The sequence below is a fragment of the Acinetobacter sp. ME22 genome (assembly GCF_022012315.1).
GTDB lineage: Bacteria > Pseudomonadota > Gammaproteobacteria > Pseudomonadales > Moraxellaceae > Acinetobacter > Acinetobacter brisouii_A.
On record NZ_JAKLTL010000018.1, the window covers coordinates 1 to 22,380 of the forward strand.

Annotated in this window: 23 protein-coding genes and 2 pseudogenes; 13 read left to right on the forward strand and 12 right to left on the reverse strand. The window is 43.9% G+C overall.

Features of this window, described 5'->3' with window-relative positions; genetic code table 11:
* Nucleotides 1-436 precede the first annotated feature (436 nt).
* The 3 genes from LVY74_RS15960 (at nucleotide 437) to LVY74_RS15970 (ending at nucleotide 2,854) form a co-directional block, all read left to right on the forward strand.
* Nucleotides 437-1,915 carry a sodium-dependent transporter gene (locus LVY74_RS15960; RefSeq protein WP_151778024.1) on the forward strand — a complete coding sequence of 493 codons (1,479 nt, stop codon included), beginning with the start codon at nucleotides 437-439 and terminating at the stop codon, nucleotides 1,913-1,915.
* 9 nt (nucleotides 1,916-1,924) lie between these two features.
* Nucleotides 1,925-2,038, forward strand: a complete 114-nt coding sequence (locus LVY74_RS15965) for a methionine/alanine import family NSS transporter small subunit (RefSeq protein ID WP_151709982.1) — start codon at nucleotides 1,925-1,927, stop codon at nucleotides 2,036-2,038.
* Between the two features lie 204 nt (nucleotides 2,039-2,242).
* Nucleotides 2,243-2,854, forward strand: a complete 612-nt coding sequence (locus LVY74_RS15970) for a TetR/AcrR family transcriptional regulator (protein ID WP_151709981.1) — start codon at nucleotides 2,243-2,245, stop codon at nucleotides 2,852-2,854.
* Between the two features lie 23 nt (nucleotides 2,855-2,877).
* Here the strand turns inward: LVY74_RS15970 and rsmB are convergent, their stop codons facing one another.
* Together rsmB and fmt are read right to left on the reverse strand one after the other, a co-directional pair.
* Nucleotides 2,878-4,164: a 16S rRNA (cytosine(967)-C(5))-methyltransferase RsmB gene (rsmB, locus tag LVY74_RS15975; protein WP_151709980.1), complete on the reverse strand. Its 1,287-nt coding sequence runs from the start codon at nucleotides 4,162-4,164 to the stop codon at nucleotides 2,878-2,880.
* Nucleotides 4,161-5,123: a methionyl-tRNA formyltransferase gene (gene fmt, locus LVY74_RS15980; RefSeq protein WP_237815902.1), complete on the reverse strand. Its 963-nt coding sequence runs from the start codon at nucleotides 5,121-5,123 to the stop codon at nucleotides 4,161-4,163. The genes rsmB and fmt overlap by 4 nt, the downstream gene beginning before the upstream one ends.
* Before the next feature lie 259 nt (nucleotides 5,124-5,382).
* Here fmt and LVY74_RS15985 point away from each other — a divergent pair, with 259 nt between their 5' ends.
* The 5 genes and pseudogenes from LVY74_RS15985 to LVY74_RS17860 form a co-directional block, all read left to right on the forward strand.
* Nucleotides 5,383-6,684 carry a hypothetical protein gene (locus LVY74_RS15985; protein ID WP_237815880.1) on the forward strand — a complete coding sequence of 434 codons (1,302 nt, stop codon included), beginning with the start codon at nucleotides 5,383-5,385 and terminating at the stop codon, nucleotides 6,682-6,684.
* Complete coding sequence (locus tag LVY74_RS15990) at nucleotides 6,668-6,952, forward strand: chorismate mutase (protein ID WP_269091440.1); 285 nt, start codon at nucleotides 6,668-6,670, stop codon at nucleotides 6,950-6,952. Before LVY74_RS15985 ends, LVY74_RS15990 begins: the two co-directional genes overlap by 17 nt.
* A gap of 49 nt (nucleotides 6,953-7,001) precedes the next feature.
* Nucleotides 7,002-7,286 carry a YciI family protein gene (locus LVY74_RS15995; RefSeq protein ID WP_237815881.1) on the forward strand — a complete coding sequence of 95 codons (285 nt, stop codon included), beginning with the start codon at nucleotides 7,002-7,004 and terminating at the stop codon, nucleotides 7,284-7,286.
* Nucleotides 7,287-7,300: 14 nt separating this feature from the next.
* A pseudogene (locus LVY74_RS16000) lies at nucleotides 7,301-7,432 on the forward strand (GFA family protein); the annotation flags it as partial.
* Nucleotides 7,433-7,578: 146 nt separating this feature from the next.
* Nucleotides 7,579-7,872, forward strand: a pseudogene (locus tag LVY74_RS17860) (GFA family protein); the annotation flags it as partial.
* Here LVY74_RS17860 and LVY74_RS17785 read toward each other — a convergent pair.
* Entirely contained in the window at nucleotides 7,818-7,943 is a 126-nt protein-coding gene (locus tag LVY74_RS17785; protein WP_269091441.1) for a hypothetical protein, read from the reverse strand. The pseudogene LVY74_RS17860 and the gene LVY74_RS17785 sit on opposite strands and share 55 nt — an antisense overlap.
* A 27-nt stretch (nucleotides 7,944-7,970) precedes the next feature.
* Between LVY74_RS17785 and LVY74_RS16005 the strand changes: the two genes are divergently transcribed.
* Entirely contained in the window at nucleotides 7,971-8,696 is a 726-nt protein-coding gene (locus LVY74_RS16005; RefSeq protein ID WP_237815882.1) for a sulfite exporter TauE/SafE family protein, read from the forward strand.
* Here the strand turns inward: LVY74_RS16005 and LVY74_RS16010 are convergent.
* The 3 genes from LVY74_RS16010 to ppc all read right to left on the reverse strand — a co-directional run bounded on the left by LVY74_RS16010 (nucleotide 8,693) and on the right by ppc (nucleotide 13,872).
* On the reverse strand, nucleotides 8,693-9,598 hold the full coding sequence (locus LVY74_RS16010) for a LysR family transcriptional regulator (protein WP_237815883.1): 906 nt from the start codon (nucleotides 9,596-9,598) through the stop codon (nucleotides 8,693-8,695). The two genes, LVY74_RS16005 and LVY74_RS16010, sit on opposite strands and share 4 nt — an antisense overlap.
* A gap of 87 nt (nucleotides 9,599-9,685) precedes the next feature.
* Entirely contained in the window at nucleotides 9,686-10,975 is a 1,290-nt protein-coding gene (locus tag LVY74_RS16015) for a solute carrier family 23 protein (protein ID WP_237815884.1), read from the reverse strand.
* A gap of 209 nt (nucleotides 10,976-11,184) precedes the next feature.
* Complete coding sequence (gene ppc, locus LVY74_RS16020; RefSeq protein ID WP_237815885.1) at nucleotides 11,185-13,872, reverse strand: phosphoenolpyruvate carboxylase; 2,688 nt, start codon at nucleotides 13,870-13,872, stop codon at nucleotides 11,185-11,187.
* A 387-nt stretch (nucleotides 13,873-14,259) separates the two neighbouring features.
* Here ppc and LVY74_RS16025 point away from each other — a divergent pair, with 387 nt between their 5' ends.
* The 3 genes from LVY74_RS16025 to dapB all read left to right on the forward strand — a co-directional run bounded on the left by LVY74_RS16025 (nucleotide 14,260) and on the right by dapB (nucleotide 16,805).
* Nucleotides 14,260-14,637, forward strand: a complete 378-nt coding sequence (locus LVY74_RS16025) for a hypothetical protein (protein ID WP_151709972.1) — start codon at nucleotides 14,260-14,262, stop codon at nucleotides 14,635-14,637.
* Nucleotides 14,638-14,740: 103 nt separating this feature from the next.
* Nucleotides 14,741-15,871 (forward strand): molecular chaperone DnaJ, encoded by a 1,131-nt coding sequence (gene dnaJ / locus LVY74_RS16030; RefSeq protein WP_237815886.1) that lies wholly within the window; start codon nucleotides 14,741-14,743, stop codon nucleotides 15,869-15,871.
* A gap of 127 nt (nucleotides 15,872-15,998) precedes the next feature.
* On the forward strand, nucleotides 15,999-16,805 hold the full coding sequence (dapB, locus tag LVY74_RS16035) for a 4-hydroxy-tetrahydrodipicolinate reductase (RefSeq protein WP_237815887.1): 807 nt from the start codon (nucleotides 15,999-16,001) through the stop codon (nucleotides 16,803-16,805).
* A 50-nt stretch (nucleotides 16,806-16,855) separates the two neighbouring features.
* Here the strand turns inward: dapB and LVY74_RS16040 are convergent, their stop codons facing one another.
* Both LVY74_RS16040 and dkgB read right to left on the reverse strand, forming a co-directional pair.
* A complete protein-coding gene (locus LVY74_RS16040; protein ID WP_237815888.1) occupies nucleotides 16,856-18,034 on the reverse strand; it encodes an MFS transporter in 1,179 nt (392 codons plus the stop codon).
* Nucleotides 18,035-18,043: 9 nt separating this feature from the next.
* Nucleotides 18,044-18,847 carry a 2,5-didehydrogluconate reductase DkgB gene (gene dkgB / locus LVY74_RS16045; RefSeq protein ID WP_237815889.1) on the reverse strand — a complete coding sequence of 268 codons (804 nt, stop codon included), beginning with the start codon at nucleotides 18,845-18,847 and terminating at the stop codon, nucleotides 18,044-18,046.
* Nucleotides 18,848-18,959: 112 nt separating this feature from the next.
* Here dkgB and LVY74_RS16050 point away from each other — a divergent pair, with 112 nt between their 5' ends.
* Nucleotides 18,960-19,859: a LysR family transcriptional regulator gene (locus tag LVY74_RS16050; RefSeq protein WP_237815890.1), complete on the forward strand. Its 900-nt coding sequence runs from the start codon at nucleotides 18,960-18,962 to the stop codon at nucleotides 19,857-19,859.
* Between the two features lie 44 nt (nucleotides 19,860-19,903).
* On the opposite strand, the gene ahr is transcribed toward LVY74_RS16050, so the two are convergent.
* Genes ahr through LVY74_RS16070 form a run of 4 tightly spaced genes read right to left on the reverse strand, consistent with a single transcriptional unit; the run spans nucleotide 19,904 to nucleotide 22,329 of the window.
* Entirely contained in the window at nucleotides 19,904-20,929 is a 1,026-nt protein-coding gene (gene ahr / locus LVY74_RS16055) for an NADPH-dependent aldehyde reductase Ahr (RefSeq protein WP_237815891.1), read from the reverse strand.
* A 26-nt stretch (nucleotides 20,930-20,955) separates the two neighbouring features.
* Nucleotides 20,956-21,510 (reverse strand): DNA-3-methyladenine glycosylase I, encoded by a 555-nt coding sequence (locus LVY74_RS16060; protein ID WP_237815892.1) that lies wholly within the window; start codon nucleotides 21,508-21,510, stop codon nucleotides 20,956-20,958.
* 26 nt (nucleotides 21,511-21,536) lie between these two features.
* Nucleotides 21,537-21,782 (reverse strand): hypothetical protein, encoded by a 246-nt coding sequence (locus LVY74_RS16065; RefSeq protein ID WP_151709964.1) that lies wholly within the window; start codon nucleotides 21,780-21,782, stop codon nucleotides 21,537-21,539.
* 13 nt (nucleotides 21,783-21,795) lie between these two features.
* Nucleotides 21,796-22,329: a M23 family metallopeptidase gene (locus tag LVY74_RS16070; protein WP_269091442.1), complete on the reverse strand. Its 534-nt coding sequence runs from the start codon at nucleotides 22,327-22,329 to the stop codon at nucleotides 21,796-21,798.
* Nucleotides 22,330-22,380: the final 51 nt, after the last annotated feature.

Consider the following 22,380-nt stretch of genomic DNA (forward strand, 5'->3'; position numbering starts at 1 on the left):
CTTTCATTTGCGGGGGATAATTAAAACTAAATCGTGATATGACTGAATGGTCAATATAAAAACTTATATAAAAGAATAAAATAATTAGGGTATATCCTCATTTGAGGGAGTCTCAAAATGAGTATCTTGATGTTTAAATTCGAGTGTTTAATAAACAATTTGATTATTTGTTGAATAAAATAAGAGCTAATTTTCCTCATAAAATGAGATCAGGACATACTTAAGTGAAAAATATGTTTCTATTCTTTATTTTCAATCAGCATTAGTGGTTTTTTATTTTTGATGTTAATTTCTTATTAAAAATATTGTATTAAATCTTTTTCAGCGCTGTGGTTTTATAAGTCTTCACAGCATGAATTAATACATTATTAATATTTTTTAATTCTGATTCATCAGCATGGATATGCTGCAATCAATATTCTAATAGGGTTCTTTTATGTCAGAAAATAGAGAGAATTGGTCTGCCAGATCGGGTTTCATTCTTGCAGCGATTGGCTCTGCCGTTGGTTTAGGAAATATTTGGCGTTTTCCATATGTGGCCTATGAAAATGGCGGTGGTGCATTCTTAATACCTTACTTACTTGCATTGCTAACAGCGGGTTTACCACTGTTATTTTTGGATTATGCAACAGGACATCGAAGTCATGGTGCACCTCCAAAGGCATACAAGCAGTTGATGAAACCTGCTGAAGCTTTAGGTTGGTGGCAAGTCTGTGTTTGTTTAGTGATTGCCACCTATTATGCTGGCGTACTCACTTGGGCATTAAGTTTTATTTACTTTTCAATTGGACAAACTTGGGGTTCAAATCCTGAGCAGTTCTTCTTTAAAACCTATTTGCAAACAACAGATGCTGCAAATTTTGAATGGAAATTCGTCGGTGGTTTGTTTTATCCATTAGTCTTTATTTGGGCTGTGGTCATGCTGATTTTATACGGTGGCGTGAAAAAAGGTGTTGAGCTTGCCAATAAAGTTTGTATGCCATTGTTGGTGATTTTATTTACGATTCTTGTGATTCAAGCAGTACGTTTACCTGGTGCAGCGCAAGGCTTAAATGCTTTCTTTACCCCTAATTGGGGTGCAATGTTGGACTATAAAGTGTGGTTAGCTGCTTATGGTCATATTTTCTTTTCACTTTCAGTAGGCTTTGGGATTATGGTGACGTATGCATCGTACTTGAAACCTAAGACCAATTTGACAGGTGCAGGTCTGATTGTTGGTTTAGCAAACTCTTCTTTTGAGTTGCTTGCAGGGATTGGTGTGTTTTCTGCGCTTGGTTTTATGGCACATTCAGCAGGTGCTGATGTTAAAGATGTGGTGAGTGGTGGTATTGGACTTGCATTTATTGCATTTCCAAAAATTATTTCAAGCCTAGGTTCAGCAGGAAGTATCTTTGGTATTTTGTTCTTCGGATCACTTTTATTTGCTGGCGTCACTTCAATGGTCAGTATTCTTGAAGTACCGATTGCAGCACTTCAGGATAAACTGAAATGGGGACGTAAAAAAGCAGTCACGCTTGTGGGTGGTGGTATCGGGATCATTTCAATTGTCATGTTCTCAAGTGTGAATGCGATTAAGTTGGTAGATATTATTGACCATTTCATCAATAACTTAGGTATTGTGACAGGCGCATTGGTTTCAATTGTGATGGTTTCTTGGTTTGGGCGTAGTTTAATGCGTGAATTCCGCGATCATATTAATGCCATTTCAACCATTCAGTTGGGGCGTACATGGGAATTTACATTGACTGTTGTTACGCCTGTAGTGTTGCTTTCAACCTTAGTTTTGGCACTGAATGCTTTAATTAGTAAAGGTTATGGTGATTATTCACAAAGTCTACAGGTCTTCTTTGGCTGGGGCTGTATCGTATTTTGTGCACTGGGTGCACTTTTGATGACAAAAATTAAAGATCGCTAGGAGAAAAATATGAATACGTCGGCAATTGTGATGATGGTGATTTCGATCGTGATGTTATGGGGTGGTTTATTGTTGTCAGTGCTCCATTTACAACGACATCCTGAAGTCTTAGATGACGAGTAAATCAATTAAAGTTTAAACACATTGAGAGGGTTATTTCTATTTAGGGATAACCCTCTTTTTATGGATGAAAATGCCTTAAGGAAATCAATGAAAACCCGAAGATTTGCTGCTTGAATGTACAGATCATCAATAATCATGTGCATCATTCATAAATTATGCTATTTATTTTCGGAGAGATGATAGGTATAAGAAATGGAATGATCAATGAAAACCAATCGCCAAGAACAATTTTTAGCACGTTATCAGAAAATTTTAGCCGTTTCAGAAGAGCTATTGCTCGATCATTATCAGGACATGACACTGGATGATCTTGCCAAAGAGTTAGATATTGCCAAAGGTACGTTATATAAACATTTTAAGTCCAAAAATGAACTGTTATTGGAATTGGTCATTCAAAATGAAAAACGGGTATTGGCGATTTCGCATCAGTACCAAGAGAATTTTGCTGAATATGCCAAAGCGTATATGCTTTATCATTTACAATCCCCTGAAAAGATTATTGTGTTGCATCAAATTGAAGAGCATTTGACGACAACAGAATCAGGACTCAAAGATTTGTTTCAGCAATTGTATGATATTCGCCAAGAGCGCATTTTATTATTAAAAGATATTACCAAAGAATATCTTGATCGGTTTGAGTCAAATATCTCGATTCGTGATTATGCATCTTATATTTGGTCACTGACTTATGGCGCCTGTCTGCTTTTAAACTCGAGTTATTATCAGCGTTCGATTGGTTCACGTGAAAAATTGATCGAACTGTATATTCATCAGGCTTTAAGTATTCCGAGTCAGCAAGAACTGAATTTGTCTTAAATTTATCCCAATAAAAAAGTGGCTTAAGCCACTTTTTCAATTCGACAGTAATAAAATCCATCACCTTGAGCGCTGGTCGGTAATAACTGTCGACCATGTGCTTGGGCAATGCCCCAATCCGCTTCGATTTTGATTTCTCGAGCATCGGCATGTTCAGCAAAAAATTGCTGCATTTGCTGCTCATTTTCAACTTTGAGAATCGAGCAGGTAATGTAAAGTAATGTGCCACCCACTTTGAGCTGTGACCACATTTGCTGCAAAATCTGCTTTTGTAACGCAACCGTTTCTGCAATATCACCTGACTGGCGTAACAAGCGAATGTCAGGATGGCGACGTAAAACTCCAATTGCTGAACATGGTGCATCAAGCACGATACAATCCACAGGTTCTGGGGCTGTCCATGTAGTGGCATCGGCAGCGAGAATTTGAACTTTGTCACTGTTAAGTTGCAAACGCTGTAAATTTTCCTCAACACGGACTAAGCGTTTGGCATCCTGATCGAGTGCAATCAGGTGAGCAGGCTGGAATTTTTCCAGTAAATGCGCAGTTTTGCCACCAGGCGCAGCACAGGCATCGACCACGACTTTACCATCGAGATTGGGTAATAGACTGGCACAAAGTTGAGCATGCTGATCTTGTACAGAGAACCAACCCTGATCGAAACCAATCAGCTCAGGAATTTGCACGGATTGTTGCAAGACAATACCTGCATCGGCAACAGTACATGCTTCTGCCTGAATATCAGCAGCCTGTAATTTTGCAAGATAAGCATCACGCCCGATTTTACGTTGATTGACCCGCAAGGTAATTGCACTGGTTTGTTTGAGTGCGGTGCAGAGTTCATCTAGCTGTTCTGGCCAGTCTTTTTTCAGACGTTTATACAACCAGCTTGGTAAACCGTGTGCCTGATTGAGCGTGCGCTGAAATTCGGTTTTTTCACGGGTTGCACGACGTAAAATCGCATTGGCGACACCACTTAAGGCAGGGAAGCCCAATTGCTTACAAGCCGTCACGGTTTCTGACAATGCTGCATGTTCTGCGATACGCGTACAGAGAATTTGGTATAAACCGACATACAGACAAGTTTCCACCGTTGGGTTGTCCAGTGGTTTGCTGAGTAATGGCAAGGTCAGGGCTTTTAAGCCGTACCACTGACGTAATGTTCCCAACACCAATTCATGAAATAAACCACGATCTTTAGCTGCGACTTGATCCAATTGCTGATGCAAAATGGCAGAAAGCGATTGACCTTGCTGTACAGCGAGTAGGGTTTTAACCACTTGAGCACGTAAATTCAACATTTGACTCATGATAGGATTTGTCCAACCTGTAATTTTTGTGCTTGTAAAATTTGTGCCGCATTGAGTGGTTTGCCACCCGGCCATTGTAATTGAGTCAGGCAAATGATGTGCTGATCGCCACACATCACATGGATGCCTTGTTTATCGATTGCCACAACCTCACCGACTTGAGCAGTCGTATCAGTTAATGCTGAAAGCTGGGAATTCCAGACCCGTAAGTTGTTATTTTCACTGATCGGGAAAAATGCCACAGGCCATGGATTAAAAGCACGAATGTTGAGATCAAGTTGCTCGGCACTGAGTGCCCAGTCAATTTGAGCTTCGGCTTTACTGAGTTTATGTGCATACACGGTCAAGGCTTCATCTTGCACTTCACGCTGTGCCAGATAATCTTGCAGTTGTTGCTCTGAAGCTAAAACAGCACAAATGGCATCTGCACCTTGCAGCGCAAGTTTGTCATGTAGACTTGCAGAGGTATCTTGAGCCGTGATTGGGCAGTAGGTTTTATACAGCATATCGCCTGTATCTAAACCTGCTGCCATCGCCATAATGGTGATGCCTGTTTCTTTGTCACCTGTGGCAATTGCACGTTGAATTGGTGCGGCACCGCGCCAGCGAGGGAGTAAAGAACCGTGGATATTCAGGCAGCCATATTTAGGCATGTCCAATACTGCTTGTGGCAAGATCAGACCATAAGCAGCGACCACCATCACATCGGCATTTAAGGCAGCCAGTTCTTGACGCGCAGCCAGACCATCTTCAGTCGAAGCTTTAAAATTTAAAGGCTGATAGACAGGAAGATTATGTTCTAAAGCAACCTGTTTGACAGCAGAAGCAGTCAGCTTTTGTCCACGTCCTGCCTTACGGTCAGGCTGGGTGTACACGGCAATAATGTCATGTTCAGTTTGAATTAAGGCTTTGAGGGCTTCGGCCGCAAACTCAGGCGTACCTGCAAAAATAATCTTCAAGGGCATCACTCAATCGTTTCGCAAGGCGTAATTATAACAGGTGTCACCATTGAACAGGCTGAGCAAATCGCAATGTCATTGCTGATTGTGCAAATAAAATGTCTAAAACGGATAGCAAAAATATACAAGCGTAACTTTGGCAAAATTTGCTAAACTTGCAGCAATCTGGATCGGGGTGTAACGTCTACTACCGATCAAAATTCTTTGGTCAGTAAATTGCTTATTCAATCTGTCGATTGATATTTTAGAGGCTACGCTCATGTCCGTGTTTCGCCGTTGGTTTGATCCGATTCGATCGAGATGGTTTTACCAGAAACCGTCACGGCAAGAGGTTTTACCCACGGATAAGGGGCTGAGCATTTATTTGCGCCTTGATGATGTTTACAGTTATTTGGCAGTGCAGCAACTGCCTCAACTGCATGAAATTTTGAGTGAAGAACTCAAACCTTTAAAGGTGATGATTTCCAGTCAGGCGGCTGAGCCCCCCAATAATATGACCGCACAGGAATGGCAACAATACTGTCTCAATGATGCCAAGATTCTCGCACGCCAACACCGCTTTGGTTATGATGAACAGCCTGAACTTCCAACCGCAGAAGCCATTCAACAAGCTGAAGTCATTTTAAGAAATACCCCATTACGCGAAGAACAGTTTCTCTATTTACTTGAAGATGTCTTTCACATGCTGTGGCAACAGCAATATGGCAAACTCAAAACTTTATATGCTATGGCGAGCCAACAGCACCAACCGCAAAATTTCCCAGAACGTTGCTTTATTGATACGCCCGTAGCAGCCAGTTATTTTGAATTTGCAGATCGTAAATATCATGCTGTTGATGATTTACTGCGTTTAGCACGTCGCCTTAAACAACAAAAATTACTCACAGACAATCCGATTTTCCTGATCAATCATATTGAATGGCGCGAGCATATTATGAGTGATGCTGAGGAATTGGCAGAAATTCAGGCGATGCATCCTGAGCTAGATTTATACATCGCGCTGGAAGATCCAATCAGTTGGTTACTGCTCGGTTATATCAAAGAAGAATTAGCAAATTATTATAATATTCAGTTGCGGGTTTATCCGCTGAGCTATCATGGGCGTGACTTTTTTGACTGGTCATTGGCAACCCGTTTATCAAAACGAACCAATGTGGCATTTACCCCATTTTGTCGTCCAACTCAAGAAGCAGTGATGAACATTGCACGTTTGTTCTATAGCATCGAAGATGAAGAACAGCGAGTTGATGTCATCTATGACATTTTAAAAACTGTGTGGAGTAAAGGGCAGGACTTGTCATTTGCCCCACATCTACGTGCTTTACAACAAAGTTTACAAATTGAAAAACTGACCGAAGTCGATGTTTCCAGACTTCTACAGCAAAATGATCAGCAATGTCATGCCATGCATCAGCCTGATTTTCCTGTGCTAGAGTTACGGATCGCAGGACGTAGTTACGTGTTTAACAGTTTGTATCGGGTGTGGATGATTGAGAGTATTTTTAGTCATATCCTTGAACAACAATATAAACAGCAGACTCATAATGATTCAAAAATGTAACTCTTTAGCTGAAGTTCGCCAACAGATTGATCAAATTGATCAGGCTCTAATTGAATTGATTGCTACTCGCCAAGCCTATGTAGATCAGGCTGTAACCTTTAAAACATCACGAGCCGAAGCACCTGCACCTCATCGGGTGGAACAGGTGATTGAGCAGGTTCGTCAACATGCAGTTACCTATGCAGCAGATGCTGACTTGGTTGAAAAGCTTTATCGACAAATGATTCAGCATTTTATTGAACGAGAATTACAGCATTTACCTGACTAAACCTCGTATTGATTCACATCTAAAATAAACATAAAAAGGCAGAATAATCATGTACATCGTTGAACTTAATTATTTGCAACCATTGGCTGCGGTAGATGAATTATTACCGCAACATGTGACGTGGTTACAGCAGCATTTTGCTGCGGGTCATTTTATTTCCGCAGGGGCAAAACAGCCGCGTACAGGTGGCATGATTTTGGTCAAGGATATGCCTGAAGCTCAGTTAAAAGCGATTTTGCAGCAAGATCCTTTTCAAAAAGTGGCTGAATATCATGTTAATCAGGTGAAGTTTTCACGCACGGGAACAGGCTTCGAGCAGTTGCAGCAGTACTAAATAGGCTGAGTCGTATGAGTCTATTCGGCAGTTGCTTATGTGGGGCAGTGCAGTTCCAACTCACATCTGTAATTGATACGATTTATCACTGTCATTGTGGTCTGTGCCGTAAACAGACGGGCAGTGGTTTTAATGCCGCCAGTCTAGGGCTTGTCCTCATTTGAGGAAATAGCTCAAAAATGAGTATTTTTATGCCTAAATTTGATCATTTAATAAACAAAATGATTGTTTATTGACTAAAATAAGAGCTAATCTGCCTCATAAAATGAAATGAGGACACGCCCTAGTTGAGCAAAGCCATTTTTCTTGGTTACAAGGCGATCAGCAGATTCGACAGTACCAAAAGACCAGTGGTTTTCGCTCGGCATTTTGTAACGTCTGTGGTTCTTGCGTGCCGAATCCAGTCAATCAAACCTCATGGATGTGGATTCCTCTTGGTCTACTAGATTCAGTTATTACTCCCAGTAAACGTCTCAATTTTTGTGTGAATTCGAAAGTAGCATGGGTCGAAAGCCCATCTGCCGATAAACACTATCCTGAATTACCCTCATCTACCGAACTCAAAGCATGTTTTAAGTTGGACTGAACCGCCTCAGGCAATGCTTGAGGCAACTCCAAAAAATGCGCATATTCGAGCTGCTGACTTTGTCCTAGCATGAGTCCAAGTGCTTAAGGAGAAATGAGATGCTTGGATTTGTGATGTTGGTTTTTGCATTTGCGGGATTGGTCAAAGGGGTGATTGGTCTAGGCTTGCCTGCGATTGCCATGGGATTGCTCAGTATCGTTTTATCACCCTTTCAGGCGGCGAGCCTGCTGATCATTCCTTCCTTGGTAACCAACTTTTGGCAATTGTTCAGTGAAGGTGGATGGTGGATTTTGCTGCGTCGTTTTTGGACGTTGTTGCTTGGTGTTGTGATTGGTTCCACGTGGAGCATCTTTCCAACCTTGGCAGATTCTCATTCACATAGTGCTTTATTGCTTGGCATGATGTTGTTGCTCTATGGAATTTATGGTTTATGCAGTCAGCGTTTACCCAACTTGCAAGCCCATGAAAAATACTTGTCGCCGATTGTAGGTTATTGGGGCGGTGCATTGACCGTTGCCACAGGGGTGATTTTGATGCCAGTTGTCCCGTATTTACAAAGTTTGCAGTTGCAACGCAACGATTTGGTACAGACACTTGGCTTGACTTTTACCTGTGCCAACCTTTGTTTGGCAGTCTTCTTGCAACAACAAGCCAATCCGACACAGCACATTGATTATTTACTGTCTTGTCTAGTGCTCGTGCCCGCATTAGTGGGGATGTGGGGCGGTAAACTGATTCGCCAGCGTTTAGATGAACAGAAATTTCGCCGTATTTTCTTTATTGGGCTGATCTTTTTGGGTGGCTATATGAGTTTGAATACTTAAACAGGAGCAAGTAAAGCCCGTTTTGCCAGTAAAAACTCACCGAGATGTTGATAGCTAACAGGCAGTTCATCGAAACTGCGACATGCCAACAACAACTTACGGTTTGCCCAAGCCCCTTGCAGTTGAATGTAGTGAAATGAATATAAGGATTGTAATTGCTGTGCCGCACGTTGTGGCAAAATCGCAACGCCAACACCGTCTGCAACGACTTGAGCAATTGCTGAAAAGCTCGGGAGTCGCAGGCGATATTCAATCTGATACCCGAGTTGCTGTGCCTGACGTTCAATCGATTGTTGTAGCGAGTGATACTGTTTTAAACCAATAAATGCAAAGTCTAGGGCATCTGCAAGGTTGATTTCGGTTTGTTGTGCCAATCCATGCTGTCGTGGGCAAATCAACACCAGTGGATCTTCGGCAAACTCTAAAGTCTGTAAATGCTCGGTATTAAAAAAACTCGAAACCAGCCCCAGTTGAGCTGTGCCTTGGGTCAATGCCGTCACAATATCACTGCTTTCTGCTTCGTGGAGTTCAATCTGTACATGTGGATTTTGCAGTAAATATTCAGGCAACATTTTCGGTAAATATTCACTTTGTGCGGATGAATTGCACCATAAACACAACTGCTGCTTGTACTGGGAAGAAAATTGCAGCATGTGCTGTTGCAGGGCATGACTACGCTGCACAATATCTTGGGCATGTTCTAAAAAACTTTGTCCTGCAAGGGTCAGTTGTGTCCCCGTGCTATGTCGACTGAACAGCTTAACGTCGAATTGCTGTTCGATTTTTTTCAGGCGTTCGCTTGCGGCTTGCAAGGAAATGGCAGCGCACTGTGCCGCTTGAGTGAGACTGCCTGTTTTGGCAATGTGTAGGATTAACTCTAAATCGAAAACCTCAAGGCGCATGTCCGTTGCCTGTATTATTTTGACTGTGCTGGTGTGCAGTATGGCATAAAAAAAGCAGCCTTGCGGCTGCTATAAAATCATCAAAAATTAATCTTTTTTCAGATTAAAGAACCAGTTGAGCAGAATCGCCGCAAAGGTTGCTGTCCCGATTCCACCCAAGTTGAAGTGACCAAACATCAGTTCAAAGTTACCTGCACCTAGAATAATCGTGACCGCAGCCACAATCAGGTTTTTATTGTTAGAGAAATCGACTTTGTTTTCTAACCAGATTTTTGCACCCGCAATGGTAATTAAACCAAATACGACAATCGATGCTCCTGTTAGAACGGCACTTGGAATCGTGCTGATCACTGCCCCAAATTTTGGTGATAATCCCAAGAAAATGGCAAACAGACCTGCGATCACAAACACGATAGTCGAATACACACGCGTGACGGCCATGACCCCAATGTTTTCGCCATAAGTGGTCATGCCTGGTGCGCCCACACTGCCTGAAAGGGTGGTGGCTAAACCATCGGCAAGGAAAGCTTTGCCTAGTTGTGGAGTGAGGTTTTCACCTGTCATTGCCCCCACGGCTTTAATATGCCCAAGATTTTCTGCTACTAAAATCAGTGCAACAGGTGCAATGATCAGCATGGCATTGCTGTCAAAAGTCGGGTGTGAAAAACTTGGAATACCAAACCATGCAGCAGCCGAGATTTGTGAGAAATCAATTGGTTTACCAAAGCCTAAACCATTGGTGGCAATCGCATAAATCAGATAGGCCATGAGTAAGCCGACCAACAGCAATAAGCGTTGCAGCAAGCCACGAGTAAAGACCGCGATGGTTCCCATACAAAGCACCGTGATCAGTGCCATCCACATTTCAAAAGGTTGACCAGCAACTCCTTTAATGGTGACAGGGGCAAGGTTCAAACCAATGATCATTACTACTGCACCTGTAACCACAGGTGGCATGAGTTTTTCGATCCAGCGTGTGCCTGTCAGCATCACGATTAGACCGATAATCGCATACAGCACGCCACACGCGACAATCCCACCGAGTGCCACAGAGAGATTTGGGTTAGCACCTGAACCTGTAATATGACCCGTTGCCGCAGCAACTACACCAATAAATGCAAAACTAGAACCTAAATAACTTGGGACTCGTCCGCCTGTAAACATGAAAAACAGGATGGTACAAATCCCCGACATCAAGATCGCAAGGTTCGGGTTAAAGCCCATTAACAGTGGAGCAAGTACGGTTGCACCAAACATAGCAAAGGCATGCTGAATGCCTAAAACAATGCTTTGTCCAACAGGTAAATATTCATCAGTAGATACAGGACGCTGATCAATGTGTCCCGCGTAGGGTCGCCATTTTGGAAACCAAGACATAACAAAAACGCTCAAATTTTTACAAAATTCTGCACATGATACTCTCAGTTGAAAATGCTTAACATAGTCGGAAATTGTTGTTGGTCGTTTTTTCTGAGTCTAAATGAGTCATTTTTTAAAATTATAATATTTATTAAATGTTTATTTAAAATAAAAAAGACTTACCCATTCGCTGAACGAGTAAGTCAGATTGGAGCAAATATTAAGCCTTAGCCTGTATTGCGCAGACCTGCGGCAATCCCTGTAATGCTGACCATGAGTGCATGATCAACAGGAGTATGTTCTGCCTGATGTTGTGCCAGATATTCGCGGCGGCGCTTCATCAGTTCTGCTTGTAACAAATGAAGGGGTAGCAAATAGGTTTTACGCACACGCATTGACTGATCAAGGACTTCATTTTGACTGAGTAATTCAGATTCGCCTTTGAGTATGAGCAGAGTATCAATCGCATCCTGTAAGCGCTGACGAAGTTCATTGCCCAACGCATGCAGATGTTCATTTTGGGTCAGATGAGTCTCGTAATACCAAGCAATATCGGCATCAGCTTTAGATAAGACCATTTCTAGCATATCAATTAGAGTCTGGAAGTAAGGCCATTGCTGTAACATTTCATCCAGTTTTGCTTTTTGTTCTTGGGCAATGATCTCATCAATTGCCGCACCTGTTCCGAGCCAAGCAGGCAGCATTAAGCGAATTTGAGTCCATGCAAATACCCAAGGAATCGCACGCAGTGATTCGATACCACCACTAACACGACGTTTGGCAGGACGTGAACCGAGCGGCAGCATTTGTAACTCAAGCTCAGGAGTGACCGTGCGTAAGTACTCGACAAAATGCGGATTTTCCCGAACAGTCTGACGATATACTTTGACAGAAGTCTCCGTCATTTGATGCATCAGTTCTCGCCATTCTGCTTTCGGTACAGGTGGTGGTAACAAGGTCGCTTCTAACGTTGCTGCGGTATAGACTTCCATATTTTGCAGCGCTACGCCTTCAATACCGAATTTGAAGCGGATCATTTCCCCTTGTTCAGTGACACGAATCGCGCCTGAAATTGAACCTGGCGGTTGAGAAAATAGCGCTTGTTGGGTTGGTGCACCGCCGCGACTGATCGAACCGCCGCGACCATGAAACAGGGTAAGCTGCACATCATGTGCTTGGGCAACTGCAGTCAGTTCTTCTTGCGCACGGTACTGCGCCCAGTTGGCAGACATAAAGCCCGCATCTTTGGCTGAGTCCGAATAACCAATCATCACTTCATGTTTGCCCTGAATATGCTGTTTGTACCATTGCATACTAAACAGGGTATTCATGGTTTTTGCTGCACCGTCCAAATCTTTGAGCGTTTCAAACAGAGGAACAACGCGAAGTGGTTTCTGAATGCCAGCTTCTTTTTGTAGCAGCAAGACAGCCAAAACATCACTTGGATATTCAGCCATAGAAATAATATAGGCACCTAGCGATTCGGCAGGTTGTTCTGCCAATGTCCGCATGGTGGCAAAGACTTCCTGAACATCAGGATGGTTAATCAGGCTGTTTTCGGGTTCATTGAGCAATTTGGGTAGTAATGGACGCTTGCTTTGCAACTCATTGATCAGGAAGTTTTGGCGGGCCTGTTCTGTCCATGTTTCAAAATTGCCTAGGCCTAAATATTCAGTGATCGCAGAAATGGCTTGACGGTGACGACCAGATTCCTGACGAATGTCGAGTTTGAGCAATTCAATGCCGAAACAATGAACACGGTGAATAAAATCGAGCAGATTCCCATTGGCAATTTCTGGCAAGTTACTGTCAATTAATGAACGGTGACAAAGCAGTAATGGATCAAGTAATTCATGTTTATGACGAATCACACGCGGATCTTCGATGGTTTCCACGCCTTGTAATTTGTCCGAGAGCCATTGACGGGTAACGCGTAGACGTTCGCGTAAATCACGTAAATATTCACGATAGGGTTCGGCATGCTCACGACCTAAGGCTTGGCGTAGTTCATCGGAACATTGCTGAATCGAGAGTTCCCAGCGCAGGCTTTCAAGGTCACGTAAATACAGTTCAGTGGCTTGCCAACGTGAGAACCATAACACTTGTTGAGTCACGTCATGGGTGACATTTGGGTTGCCGTCACGGTCACCGCCCATCCATGAGGCAAAACGAATCGGAGTCACATGAGTGGGTAGCACCTGACCACAGTGCGCTTGTACCAGTTCATTTAGTTCTCGAATAAACTTGGGTACGGCTTGCCACAGGGTTTGCTCAATAACCGTAAAGCCCCATTTAGCTTCATCAATCGGCGTGGGTTTTTGGCGACGGATTTCGTCGGTTTGCCATGCTGAACAAATCAGTTGTTTGAGTTTTTCGAGTGCTTGTTGGCGTTCTTTCGGCGTTAGCTTTTGTTGGTCAAGCTGCTCTAGACAACGGTTAATATCATCATATTTTTGAATCAGGGTACGGCGACTGACTTCTGTTGGATGTGCCGTTAAAACCAGTTCAATATTTAAATCGCAAATTTGCTGATACAGCGTTTTGGCTGAAATCTGTTGTTGTTTAAATTTTTCAAATAGCGGTTCAAGTGGATTGGGAGAGGGTTGGCTTTCATCAAACTCACTAGCACGACGACTACGCACCACATGGTATTGTTCAGCAATATTGGCGAAATTTAAAAAATGGGTAAAGGCACGGGTCAGCGGTAAAATCTCTTTATCTTCTAAATTTAGAAAGAGCTGTTCTAACTGTTTTTCCGCTTCGACTTGTCCATCACGAGCCCCTTTGGCCAGTGCGCGAATTTGTTCGACCTGATTAAATAAATCCTGACCTGCATGAGCTTTTAAGGTTTCACCTAATAAATTGCCCAGTAGTCTGACGTCTTCGCGTAATGGTGCATCGATATGTTGTGCCATAGTTAAATTCCTTATGGGAGGCATTATGGTCTATTGAAATATAAAAGGAGATTTCCCTTGTATATCGAAAAGTTGCTTTTATCTAAACATAACAAATTTATCTAGAAAAGCCTTTAGCCATTGGTCGTGTAAGCCAAGAAAAAAATCAGATTTGGGTTGATTTAAAAACTTGAAAATTCACATAGACTCAATCAAGCCTGAGTCGATGACCAATCGGTAGCATAAAAAGGTTATTTTTCTGTGTAATTGTCTTGTTTTTGACATATTTTTTTTCTGTAAAAGAGTGCGAAAATAACAAAACTGACCTATAGTAACAGGTTAATTTTTCAAAATCGTACACATCATTTTTTCAGGGCATGTCCTATGTCGTGAAGGGGTCAAATTTCCATGGCGCAAGACAAGGTAGAACAGCATCGTCGTTATATCATTATGGCGTATGTGTTTATGTTTTTGGCACTATTGACGCTTGTAACGGGATTGATCGCCTATTTGTTGTCTGCCAAAGTTGCACATAGCACGCAAGCGGAAGTCTGGATTCAGGCACATGGTGTCTGGATTATGCGTAGCGTGATCTTATTCATGGTCATGGCGATGTTTGCAGGGTTGTGGTTTATTCCTTTGGCATTTTATGCATGGAATGCCTCGCTTTGGGTGACAGGCTGCACCGTTGCAGGTGTGATTTTTGCCTTTATTGCATGGATGTATTTCTTTAATTGCTTCCTGAAAGGTTTATCTAAGTATTTCAAAAAGAAAGCAGTATTTTAATTTCAAGATTTTTTTCGCTATTTTGACTTGTAAAACAGGCAAAGACCCCAATTTTAATCGGCAGTTGTTCTATTTGAAAATTCCGTGAGGAGCATCGCCTGTCATGGCTAAACGTGATTATTATGAGGTTTTAGGCGTTTCTAAAACTGCTAGTGATGATGAGATTAAAAAAGCCTACCGCAAGTTGGCGATGAAATATCATCCAGACCGCAATCCTGATAACCCAGAAGCTGAAGAAAAATTCAAAGAAGGCGCAGAAGCTTACGAAGTCTTATCTGACAGCGAAAAGCGTAGCATGTATGACCGTATGGGACACAATGCCTTTCAAGGTGGTTTCGGCGGTGGTGCAGGCGGTGGCTATGGTGGCTTTAGCGCGGAAGATATTTTCAGTCAGTTTGGTGACATCTTCGGTGGTGCATTTGGTGGCGGCGGACGTCAACAGCAACAACGCCAACGCCGTGGTTCAGATTTACGTTATGTAATGGAGCTTAGCCTTGAAGAGGCAGTTCAAGGCGTGAAAAAAACCATTACCTTTACTGCACCAGCACCATGTGATGCTTGTGATGGTAAGGGGTCACAAAATCCAAATGATGTTGAAACCTGTAAAACCTGTCATGGTGCAGGTCAAATACGCATGCAGCAAGGTTTCTTCTCAGTTCAACAAACTTGTGGCACTTGTCGTGGACAAGGCAAAATCATCAAGAATCCATGTCAAAAATGTCATGGTTCAGGGGTGAGTGAGCGTCAGCAAACGTTAGAAGTGACTATTCCTGCGGGTGTGGACAATGGCGATCGTGTACGCCTAACAGGTAAAGGCGAAGCGATTCGTGATGGTCAGGCAGGCGACTTGTATGTTGAAGTTGTGGTGCGTGAGCATGAAATTTTCCAACGTGATGGTGCTGACCTGTATATGGATGTGCCGATTAGCGTTGCCGATGCTGCACTCGGTAAAGAAATTCAGATTCCAACGCTGGACGGTCGCGTAAGCCTGAAAATTCCTGAAGGCACGCAAAACGGTAAAGTGTTCCGTCTACGGGGTAAGGGTGTTCGTCCTGTGCGTAATAGCATGTTGGGTGACTTGCTTTGCCGTATCGTGGTCGAAACCCCTGTGAATTTGACAGCACGTCAACGCGAGTTGCTTAAAGAGTTACAGGCAACAATGGATGGCAATGACCAGCATTCAAGTGCCAAGAAAAAATCATTCTTTGATAAAGTTTCAGATTTGTTTGATTAACGAAAAGCATGAAATCTTAAAAAACCTGCTGTTCAACAGCAGGTTTTTTTATATCAGAGTACACATGCATAGAAATAAGTTTTGTTATAGTAAGCACATTGATTAAAAAATTTAGGAAATGAAAAACATGTCTACATCACCACGTATTGGGATTTTAGGTGCGGGCGGTCGTATGGGCCGTATCTTGATTCAGGCAGTGCAACAGGCAGGCTTCCAACTTGCAGCAGCAGTTGAACGTCCAACCAGTTCTTTGGTTGGGACAGATGCGGGTGAATTGGCAGGTATTGGTGCTGTAGGTGTGAAGATTGCGGGTTCATTAGAAGCTGTATTGGCAGATGTGGATGTAGTGATTGATTTCACAGCGCCTGCTGCGACTGAACAACACCTTAAACTTTGCCGTGATGCGGGTGTTGCCATGGTGATTGGCACGACAGGTTTTTCTGAAGAACAAAAACAGCTCTTGAATGACACCGCAACACAGATTCCTGTGGTGTATGCAGCGAATTATTCAGTTGGTGTCAACGTGTCGATTAAATTACTTGAGCTGGCTGCAAAAGTGTTTGGCGATACCGTCGATATCGAAGTGATTGAAGCGCATCACCGCCATAAAGTCGATGCACCATCGGGTACAGCTTTGATGATGGGTGAAGCAGTTGCAGGCGCTTTAGGTCGTGACCTGAAGCAAGATGCAGTGTATTGCCGTGAAGGTCATACAGGGCCACGTGAACGCCAAAGTATCGGTTTCCAAACCATTCGTGGGGGGGATATTGTTGGTGAGCATACTGTGATGTTTATTGGTGAAGGTGAGCGTGTTGAAATCACGCATAAAGCCACCAACCGTATGAACTTTGCTTCGGGTGCAGTCCGTGCAGCGGCATGGGTTGTCGGTCGCGATGCAGCGAAATATGATATGAAAGATGTTCTAGACTTGTAAGATCTTGCCCAACATCAAAAAGCCAAGTCCGATGACTGGCTTTTTACGTTTTAGGATGCAGCTTCGCAAGCCGCAGGATTGTCATGTTGATACAGACTTTTTTGTACCAAAACCAGAACTAGCGTTAATGCAGCCAGTACAGCACCACTGACAGGAACCGCAGCATAACCCATATTCAGACTAATCACAGCGCCACCGAGTGCAGCACCCAAGGCATTCCCCAAGTTAAATGCGCCAATGTTAACTGAAGATGCTAGACCAGGTGCTTCATGTGCCACGGACATCACGCGCATTTGTAGAGGGGGAACCAAGGCAAAAGTTGCCGCACCAAAAATAATTAGTGAAATGGCAGCACCGACCGAAGTTTTTGCCAAAATAGGGAACAGTCCCATAAGGACAATAAGCACCACTAAAAAGCCAATCAAGGTACGGTCAATCGATTGGTCGGAAAATTTACCGCCGTAGTGGTTCCCAATCGAGAACCCCAGTCCGACTAACACCAGCATACAAGTCACAAAAGTGGGTGATGCATGAGTAATCGTGCTGAGTGTCGGCGCGATATAGGTATATAGGGTAAATAAAATGCCTGCGCCCATGACCGTGGTTAAAAGTGCCAGCATTACCGCGGGACGGGTCAGAACTTTGAGTTCCTGCATCACATTGGGTTTTTGCCCGACTGAACCTTGTGGCAAGGCTTTAAACAGGGACAGCATGGTAATGACACCAAGCACGGCAATTCCTGCAAAGGCACTCCGCCAGCCAATATGCTGACCGACCCATGTTGCTAGGGGCACACCACCAATATTGGCAATGGTTAGTCCCATAAACATCATGGCAATAGCACTGGCCTGTTTGTCTTTAGGCACAACACTGGTGGCGACAATCGAGCCAATCCCGAAGAATGCCCCGTGGTTTAAACTGGTAATCACCCGAGCGCCCATCAGACTCAAATAGTTCGGCGCAATCGCTGCAATCAGGTTGCCAAGGGTGAAAATTGCCATCAGGATGATTAATGCTTTACGCCGTGGAAAATGCCTAAACCATAAGGTCATGATCGGCGCGCCAATCATCACACCTAGCGCATAGCCCGTAATCAGCATACCCGCAGTCGGAATGCTAATACCTAAGTCATGGGCAATATTTGGCAATAGTCCCATCGGGGAAAATTCAGTCGTGCCAATCGCAAATGCACCAATCGCTAAAGCCAGTAACGGTAAATTGATTTTCATCGCGAATCCTTAGTCCCACGCTGGCGCAAGCTGTTCAGGATCAACTTCACGGCCATGGCGTTCAAGAGTAGCAATCTGTTGCATGTCCTCAGCACTAAGCTGTAAGTCTTGTGCCTGTAGGTTATGCAATAAATGCTCGCGTTTCGTTGAAGATGGAATCACGGCGAAGCCTTTTTGTAATGCCCATGCCAGTGCCACTTGTGCGCTGGATGCCTGATGTTCAGCCGCAATCGCCGTTAAAACAGGATCATTGAGGACTTTGCCATAAGCCAATGTCATATAGGATGTGACATCAATCTCTTCAGCTTGCAAAAAATCAGCCAGTTTTGGGTTTTGCAAATAAGGACTGAGTTCAATCTGATTGGTAGCAATGTGCTGTTTGCCGATCTCGTCCATCGCCTGTTGCGTCAGGGCAATATTGAAATTGGACACCCCGATTTGCTCAGTCAAACCTTGCTGTTTGGCTTCAAGTAACAGTTGCATGACTTCGCTGATATTCACGCCCATTTTCGGAGCTGGCCAGTGAATCAAGGTCAGATTAACGGCATCGGTACGCAGTTTTTGCAAACTGTCTTTCAGGCTTGGAATAAATTTCTCGGGACTGAAATTGTCCACCCAAACTTTGGTGGTCAGAAACAGTTCTTGTCGTGCGACACCGCTTTCAGCAATCGCTTGCCCGACTTGGGCTTCATTGTCATAAATCTGGGCGGTATCGATGGCACGATAGCCGATGTCTAAGGCTGTTTTGACGGAATCAATTACGACTTGGTCTTTCAGGCGAAAGGTACCTAGACCAAAATGGGGAATATACATAGCAGATGCTCAGGTATTCTTAAATATGTGACTATTTTGCTTGGTTTTTTGTTGCTGAAAAATATGGAAATCTGCAAAATATTTTTGATTATTTATCAAGAATAGGTGGCAGGTGAAATCCAGCATCGAAGAATTACAGGTCTTTATTGCGGTGGTTGATACAGGCAGTTTGGGTGCTGCGGCTGATTTGCTCAAGCAAACCACATCGGGCGTGAGCCGTGCCTTGAGCCGTCTAGAACAGAAACTGGGTGTGACGCTGCTCGAACGCACCACCCGCCGTTTAAAACTGACCCAAGAAGGTGAATTGTTTTTGCAAAGCGCACGGCAAATTTTAAGTGATTTGTCTGCGGCGGAAGATGCCTTACTGAAATCGGACAGTGATATTTCAGGTCTAATTCGGGTCGATGCTGCTGCATCATTTGTGTTGCACGTGATTGTGCCACTGATTCAGGAATTTCGCCGTTGTTATCCGCAGCTCAAAATTGAGCTGAACAGTAACGATCAGATTGTTGATTTACTGGAAAATAAAACCGATGTCGCGATTCGGATTGGCAACTTGCACGATTCCTCTTTGCATGCCAAATATCTGGCACGTAGTCGGTTATATCTGGTGGCAAGCCCAAGTTATCTGGCGGAGCATGGCTGTCCACAATCAGTCGATGAGTTATTGCAGCATCAGCTGATTGGCTTTGGTCAGCATCCACATTTGAATGTCTGGCCGATTTTAAAAGAGGGTCAACCTTTAAAAATCTGTGCCAATTTAACAGCCAGTACGGGAGAAACCATTCGTAAACTGGCGTTATGTGGCAACGGAATTGCCAGTTTATCCGAGTTTTTGATTCATCAGGATTTGAAAAAGCAGGAGCTGATTCCGATTTTGACCGATCAGACTGTTTTAAAAGAACAGGTGATTCAAGCAGTCTATTATCAGCAGGAACACCTACCTAAACGGGTGCGTCTGTTGATTGAATTTTTGGCAGAGCGACTGGCAGAGGGTTTTCCCAATCAGTGACAAACTGATTAAGTCAATTTGCCACGGTCAGGTGAAAGAGAAATTTAGTCAAAATCAGCCTTGAGGACTACGCGGTAACGGACTTGCCCTGAGTGTAGGCGTTCAATGGCATCGTTAATTTGTGACATCGGGAACAGTTCAATTTGTGGCGCAATGTTTTTGCGCGCGGCAAATTTCAGCAAGGTACGTAATGCTGCTGGTGAACCTGTTGGCGAGCCAGTAATGGATTTTGCGCCGCTAATCAGTAAGTTGGCAGGCGTTGCAATCGGTTCTAGGGGAATGCCAAGCAGATGCACACTGCCATTTGGAGCAAGGCTATGCAGATAGCTTTTCCAGTCGAGTGTGACATTGACGGTGCTGAGTAATAAATCGAATTTTCCTACTTGGGCTTTCAGCACTGCACTGTCACGACTGTTCACCACATGGTCTGCGCCCATGGCTTTGAGTTCTTCGGTTTTATCTAAACTGGAGGTAAATGCAGTGATTTCACAGCCCCATGCTTTCAGCAGTTTAATTGCCATATGACCCAAACCACCAATTCCAATGACACCCACGTGATGTGTGGCCTGAATCTGATGTTTTAGCAAAGGATCAAATACAGTGATGCCGCCACAAAGAAGTGGGCCAGCACTTTCAGGGGAAAGGTCATCGGGAAGGGGAATCACCCACTGCCAGCCAGCACGGACTTTGTCGGCAAAACCGCCTGCATGCCCGACAATGGTCGCCTTACGTTCACCTGTACACAGCACCTGTTGTCCTGCAAGGCAGTGATCACAGGCTTGGCAGGTTTCCGCTGTCCAACCAATACCGACACGTTGACCCAGTTTCAGACCTTTAGCTTCACTGCCCAGTCGTACAATTTTGCCAATCACTTCATGCCCTGCGATGACAGGATACTGGGAAACACCCCAGTCATTGTCAATCATCGACAGATCGGAGTGGCACAAACCACAGTATTCGACCTTGACCTCGACTTGATGAGGCAACAGATCACCTGCATCAAACTCATGCGGAACGAGAGCAGATTTTGCAGTTAAGGCTGCATAGCTACGAATTCGATTTTCACTCATGACGCACTCCTTGTTTGGAATTGTTGTTATTTGCAAAAGCAGTCATCTTCATGATCGTTGACCATGCCACAAGCTTGCATGAACGCATAGCAGGTGGTCGCACCCACAAATTTAAAACCACGCTTTTTCAGGGTTTTCGAGAGTTTCTGGCTGATCTCGGTTTGTGCAGGCGCTTCTCGATAATTTGGAACGGCATTGTGAATCGGCTGAGCATCAACAAATTGCCACAGCCATGTCACCACATCACCCACGTCTTGTTTGAGGTTCAACCATGCTTGTGCATTGGCTCGAATAGCGTTGAGTTTGCCGATGTGACGGATTAAGCCTACATCTTGCAGTTTTTGTTCTAAGGCAGTATCGGATAGTTCTGCAATCTGTTGAATAGAATATTGAAAAAAATGCTGACGGTAACAGTCGCGTTTTTTCAGGACGGTAATCCAAGACAGACCTGCTTGCTGACCTTCGAGGCACAACAGTTCAAACAGTTGCGCTTCATCATATAAGGGTTTGCCCCATTCCTTATCGTGGTAGGCGATATAGAGTGGATCATCGGAACACCAGCGACAGCGCTGTTGAGACATGGCAAACTCCTGATTATATGCTGTTTTTAAAGTGTGAATAATGTCCACTGATCGTTTTGAGTGTCCCAAAAAAACAGTTCGGCTTGTTGTAAATCTTCTAAAGACAGCCACAGATCCTTACCTGCTTTGTCATTGTAGCCTGTACTAATCAGCAGACCATTTTCTGCAATTTCCATGACCCAGCCCTGATAGCATTGACCACGAAGTTGGATTTTTTGTTGATTGCCCGATTCGGCAAAGTCAACTAAACGATTGATAAGGGCTTCAGACATGAAACAAGTGTTCCTAACGTAAATAGGGGAATGGATTGACCGCGCCGCGACCTTTGCCATCCAAATAAATACCATAGTGTAAATGGGTGACGGTGTGTTTGGCATTGCCCGTGTTGCCGACGTAGCCAATCAGTTCGCCCGCATGCACATAGTCTCCGACTTTTAAGCCGCGTTTATGCTTGTCCAAATGTGCATAATAATGCCAAGAACCCGCAGGGCCTAAAATCCAGATGACATTGCCACCAAGGGTGTTGCTTTGCAAACTGGCGACTAAACCTTCGGTGGCGCTGGTCACTTTGGTATCGCGTGGTGCCAGTATATCAATTCCTTCATGGCGACGTCCCGCACTGCGTGAAGCACCCCAAGTATCGGTGAGCTGATCTGCTTTGACGCCTTTGACAGGAATCGGCAAATGAAAGTCGAGAGGCATGGCTTTGAGACGGCTGACTTGCTGGTTGGGCAGTGGTGTAGTCTTTCTCGGCGTTGAACTACACGCAGCCAAAACGATGACCGTTAAAATTAAAACAGCATGTGAAAGAAAACGCAAAATACAGTGTCCTTTGAATCAGTATTTTCCAACAGCATGCCGTATAGATGT

Coding starts and splice junctions, on each gene's coding strand:
- dnaJ (WP_237815886.1), top strand. CDS start 14,741: ATGGCTAAACGTGATTATTATGAGGTTTTAGGCGTTTCTAAAACTGCT.
- LVY74_RS16040 (WP_237815888.1), bottom strand. CDS start 18,034: ATGAAAATCAATTTACCGTTACTGGCTTTAGCGATTGGTGCATTTGCG.
- LVY74_RS15960 (WP_151778024.1), top strand. CDS start 437: ATGTCAGAAAATAGAGAGAATTGGTCTGCCAGATCGGGTTTCATTCTT.
- LVY74_RS16015 (WP_237815884.1), bottom strand. CDS start 10,975: ATGTCTTGGTTTCCAAAATGGCGACCCTACGCGGGACACATTGATCAG.
- ppc (WP_237815885.1), bottom strand. CDS start 13,872: ATGGCACAACATATCGATGCACCATTACGCGAAGACGTCAGACTACTG.
- LVY74_RS16025 (WP_151709972.1), top strand. CDS start 14,260: ATGGCGCAAGACAAGGTAGAACAGCATCGTCGTTATATCATTATGGCG.
- LVY74_RS17785 (WP_269091441.1), bottom strand. CDS start 7,943: ATGCTAGGACAAAGTCAGCAGCTCGAATATGCGCATTTTTTGGAGTTG.
- dapB (WP_237815887.1), top strand. CDS start 15,999: ATGTCTACATCACCACGTATTGGGATTTTAGGTGCGGGCGGTCGTATG.
- LVY74_RS16005 (WP_237815882.1), top strand. CDS start 7,971: ATGCTTGGATTTGTGATGTTGGTTTTTGCATTTGCGGGATTGGTCAAA.
- LVY74_RS15985 (WP_237815880.1), top strand. CDS start 5,383: ATGTCCGTGTTTCGCCGTTGGTTTGATCCGATTCGATCGAGATGGTTT.
- rsmB (WP_151709980.1), bottom strand. CDS start 4,164: ATGAGTCAAATGTTGAATTTACGTGCTCAAGTGGTTAAAACCCTACTC.
- LVY74_RS15990 (WP_269091440.1), top strand. CDS start 6,668: ATGATTCAAAAATGTAACTCTTTAGCTGAAGTTCGCCAACAGATTGAT.
- ahr (WP_237815891.1), bottom strand. CDS start 20,929: ATGAGTGAAAATCGAATTCGTAGCTATGCAGCCTTAACTGCAAAATCT.
- LVY74_RS16060 (WP_237815892.1), bottom strand. CDS start 21,510: ATGTCTCAACAGCGCTGTCGCTGGTGTTCCGATGATCCACTCTATATC.
- LVY74_RS15965 (WP_151709982.1), top strand. CDS start 1,925: ATGAATACGTCGGCAATTGTGATGATGGTGATTTCGATCGTGATGTTA.
- LVY74_RS15970 (WP_151709981.1), top strand. CDS start 2,243: ATGAAAACCAATCGCCAAGAACAATTTTTAGCACGTTATCAGAAAATT.
- dkgB (WP_237815889.1), bottom strand. CDS start 18,847: ATGTATATTCCCCATTTTGGTCTAGGTACCTTTCGCCTGAAAGACCAA.
- LVY74_RS16010 (WP_237815883.1), bottom strand. CDS start 9,598: ATGCGCCTTGAGGTTTTCGATTTAGAGTTAATCCTACACATTGCCAAA.
- LVY74_RS16065 (WP_151709964.1), bottom strand. CDS start 21,782: ATGTCTGAAGCCCTTATCAATCGTTTAGTTGACTTTGCCGAATCGGGC.
- LVY74_RS15995 (WP_237815881.1), top strand. CDS start 7,002: ATGTACATCGTTGAACTTAATTATTTGCAACCATTGGCTGCGGTAGAT.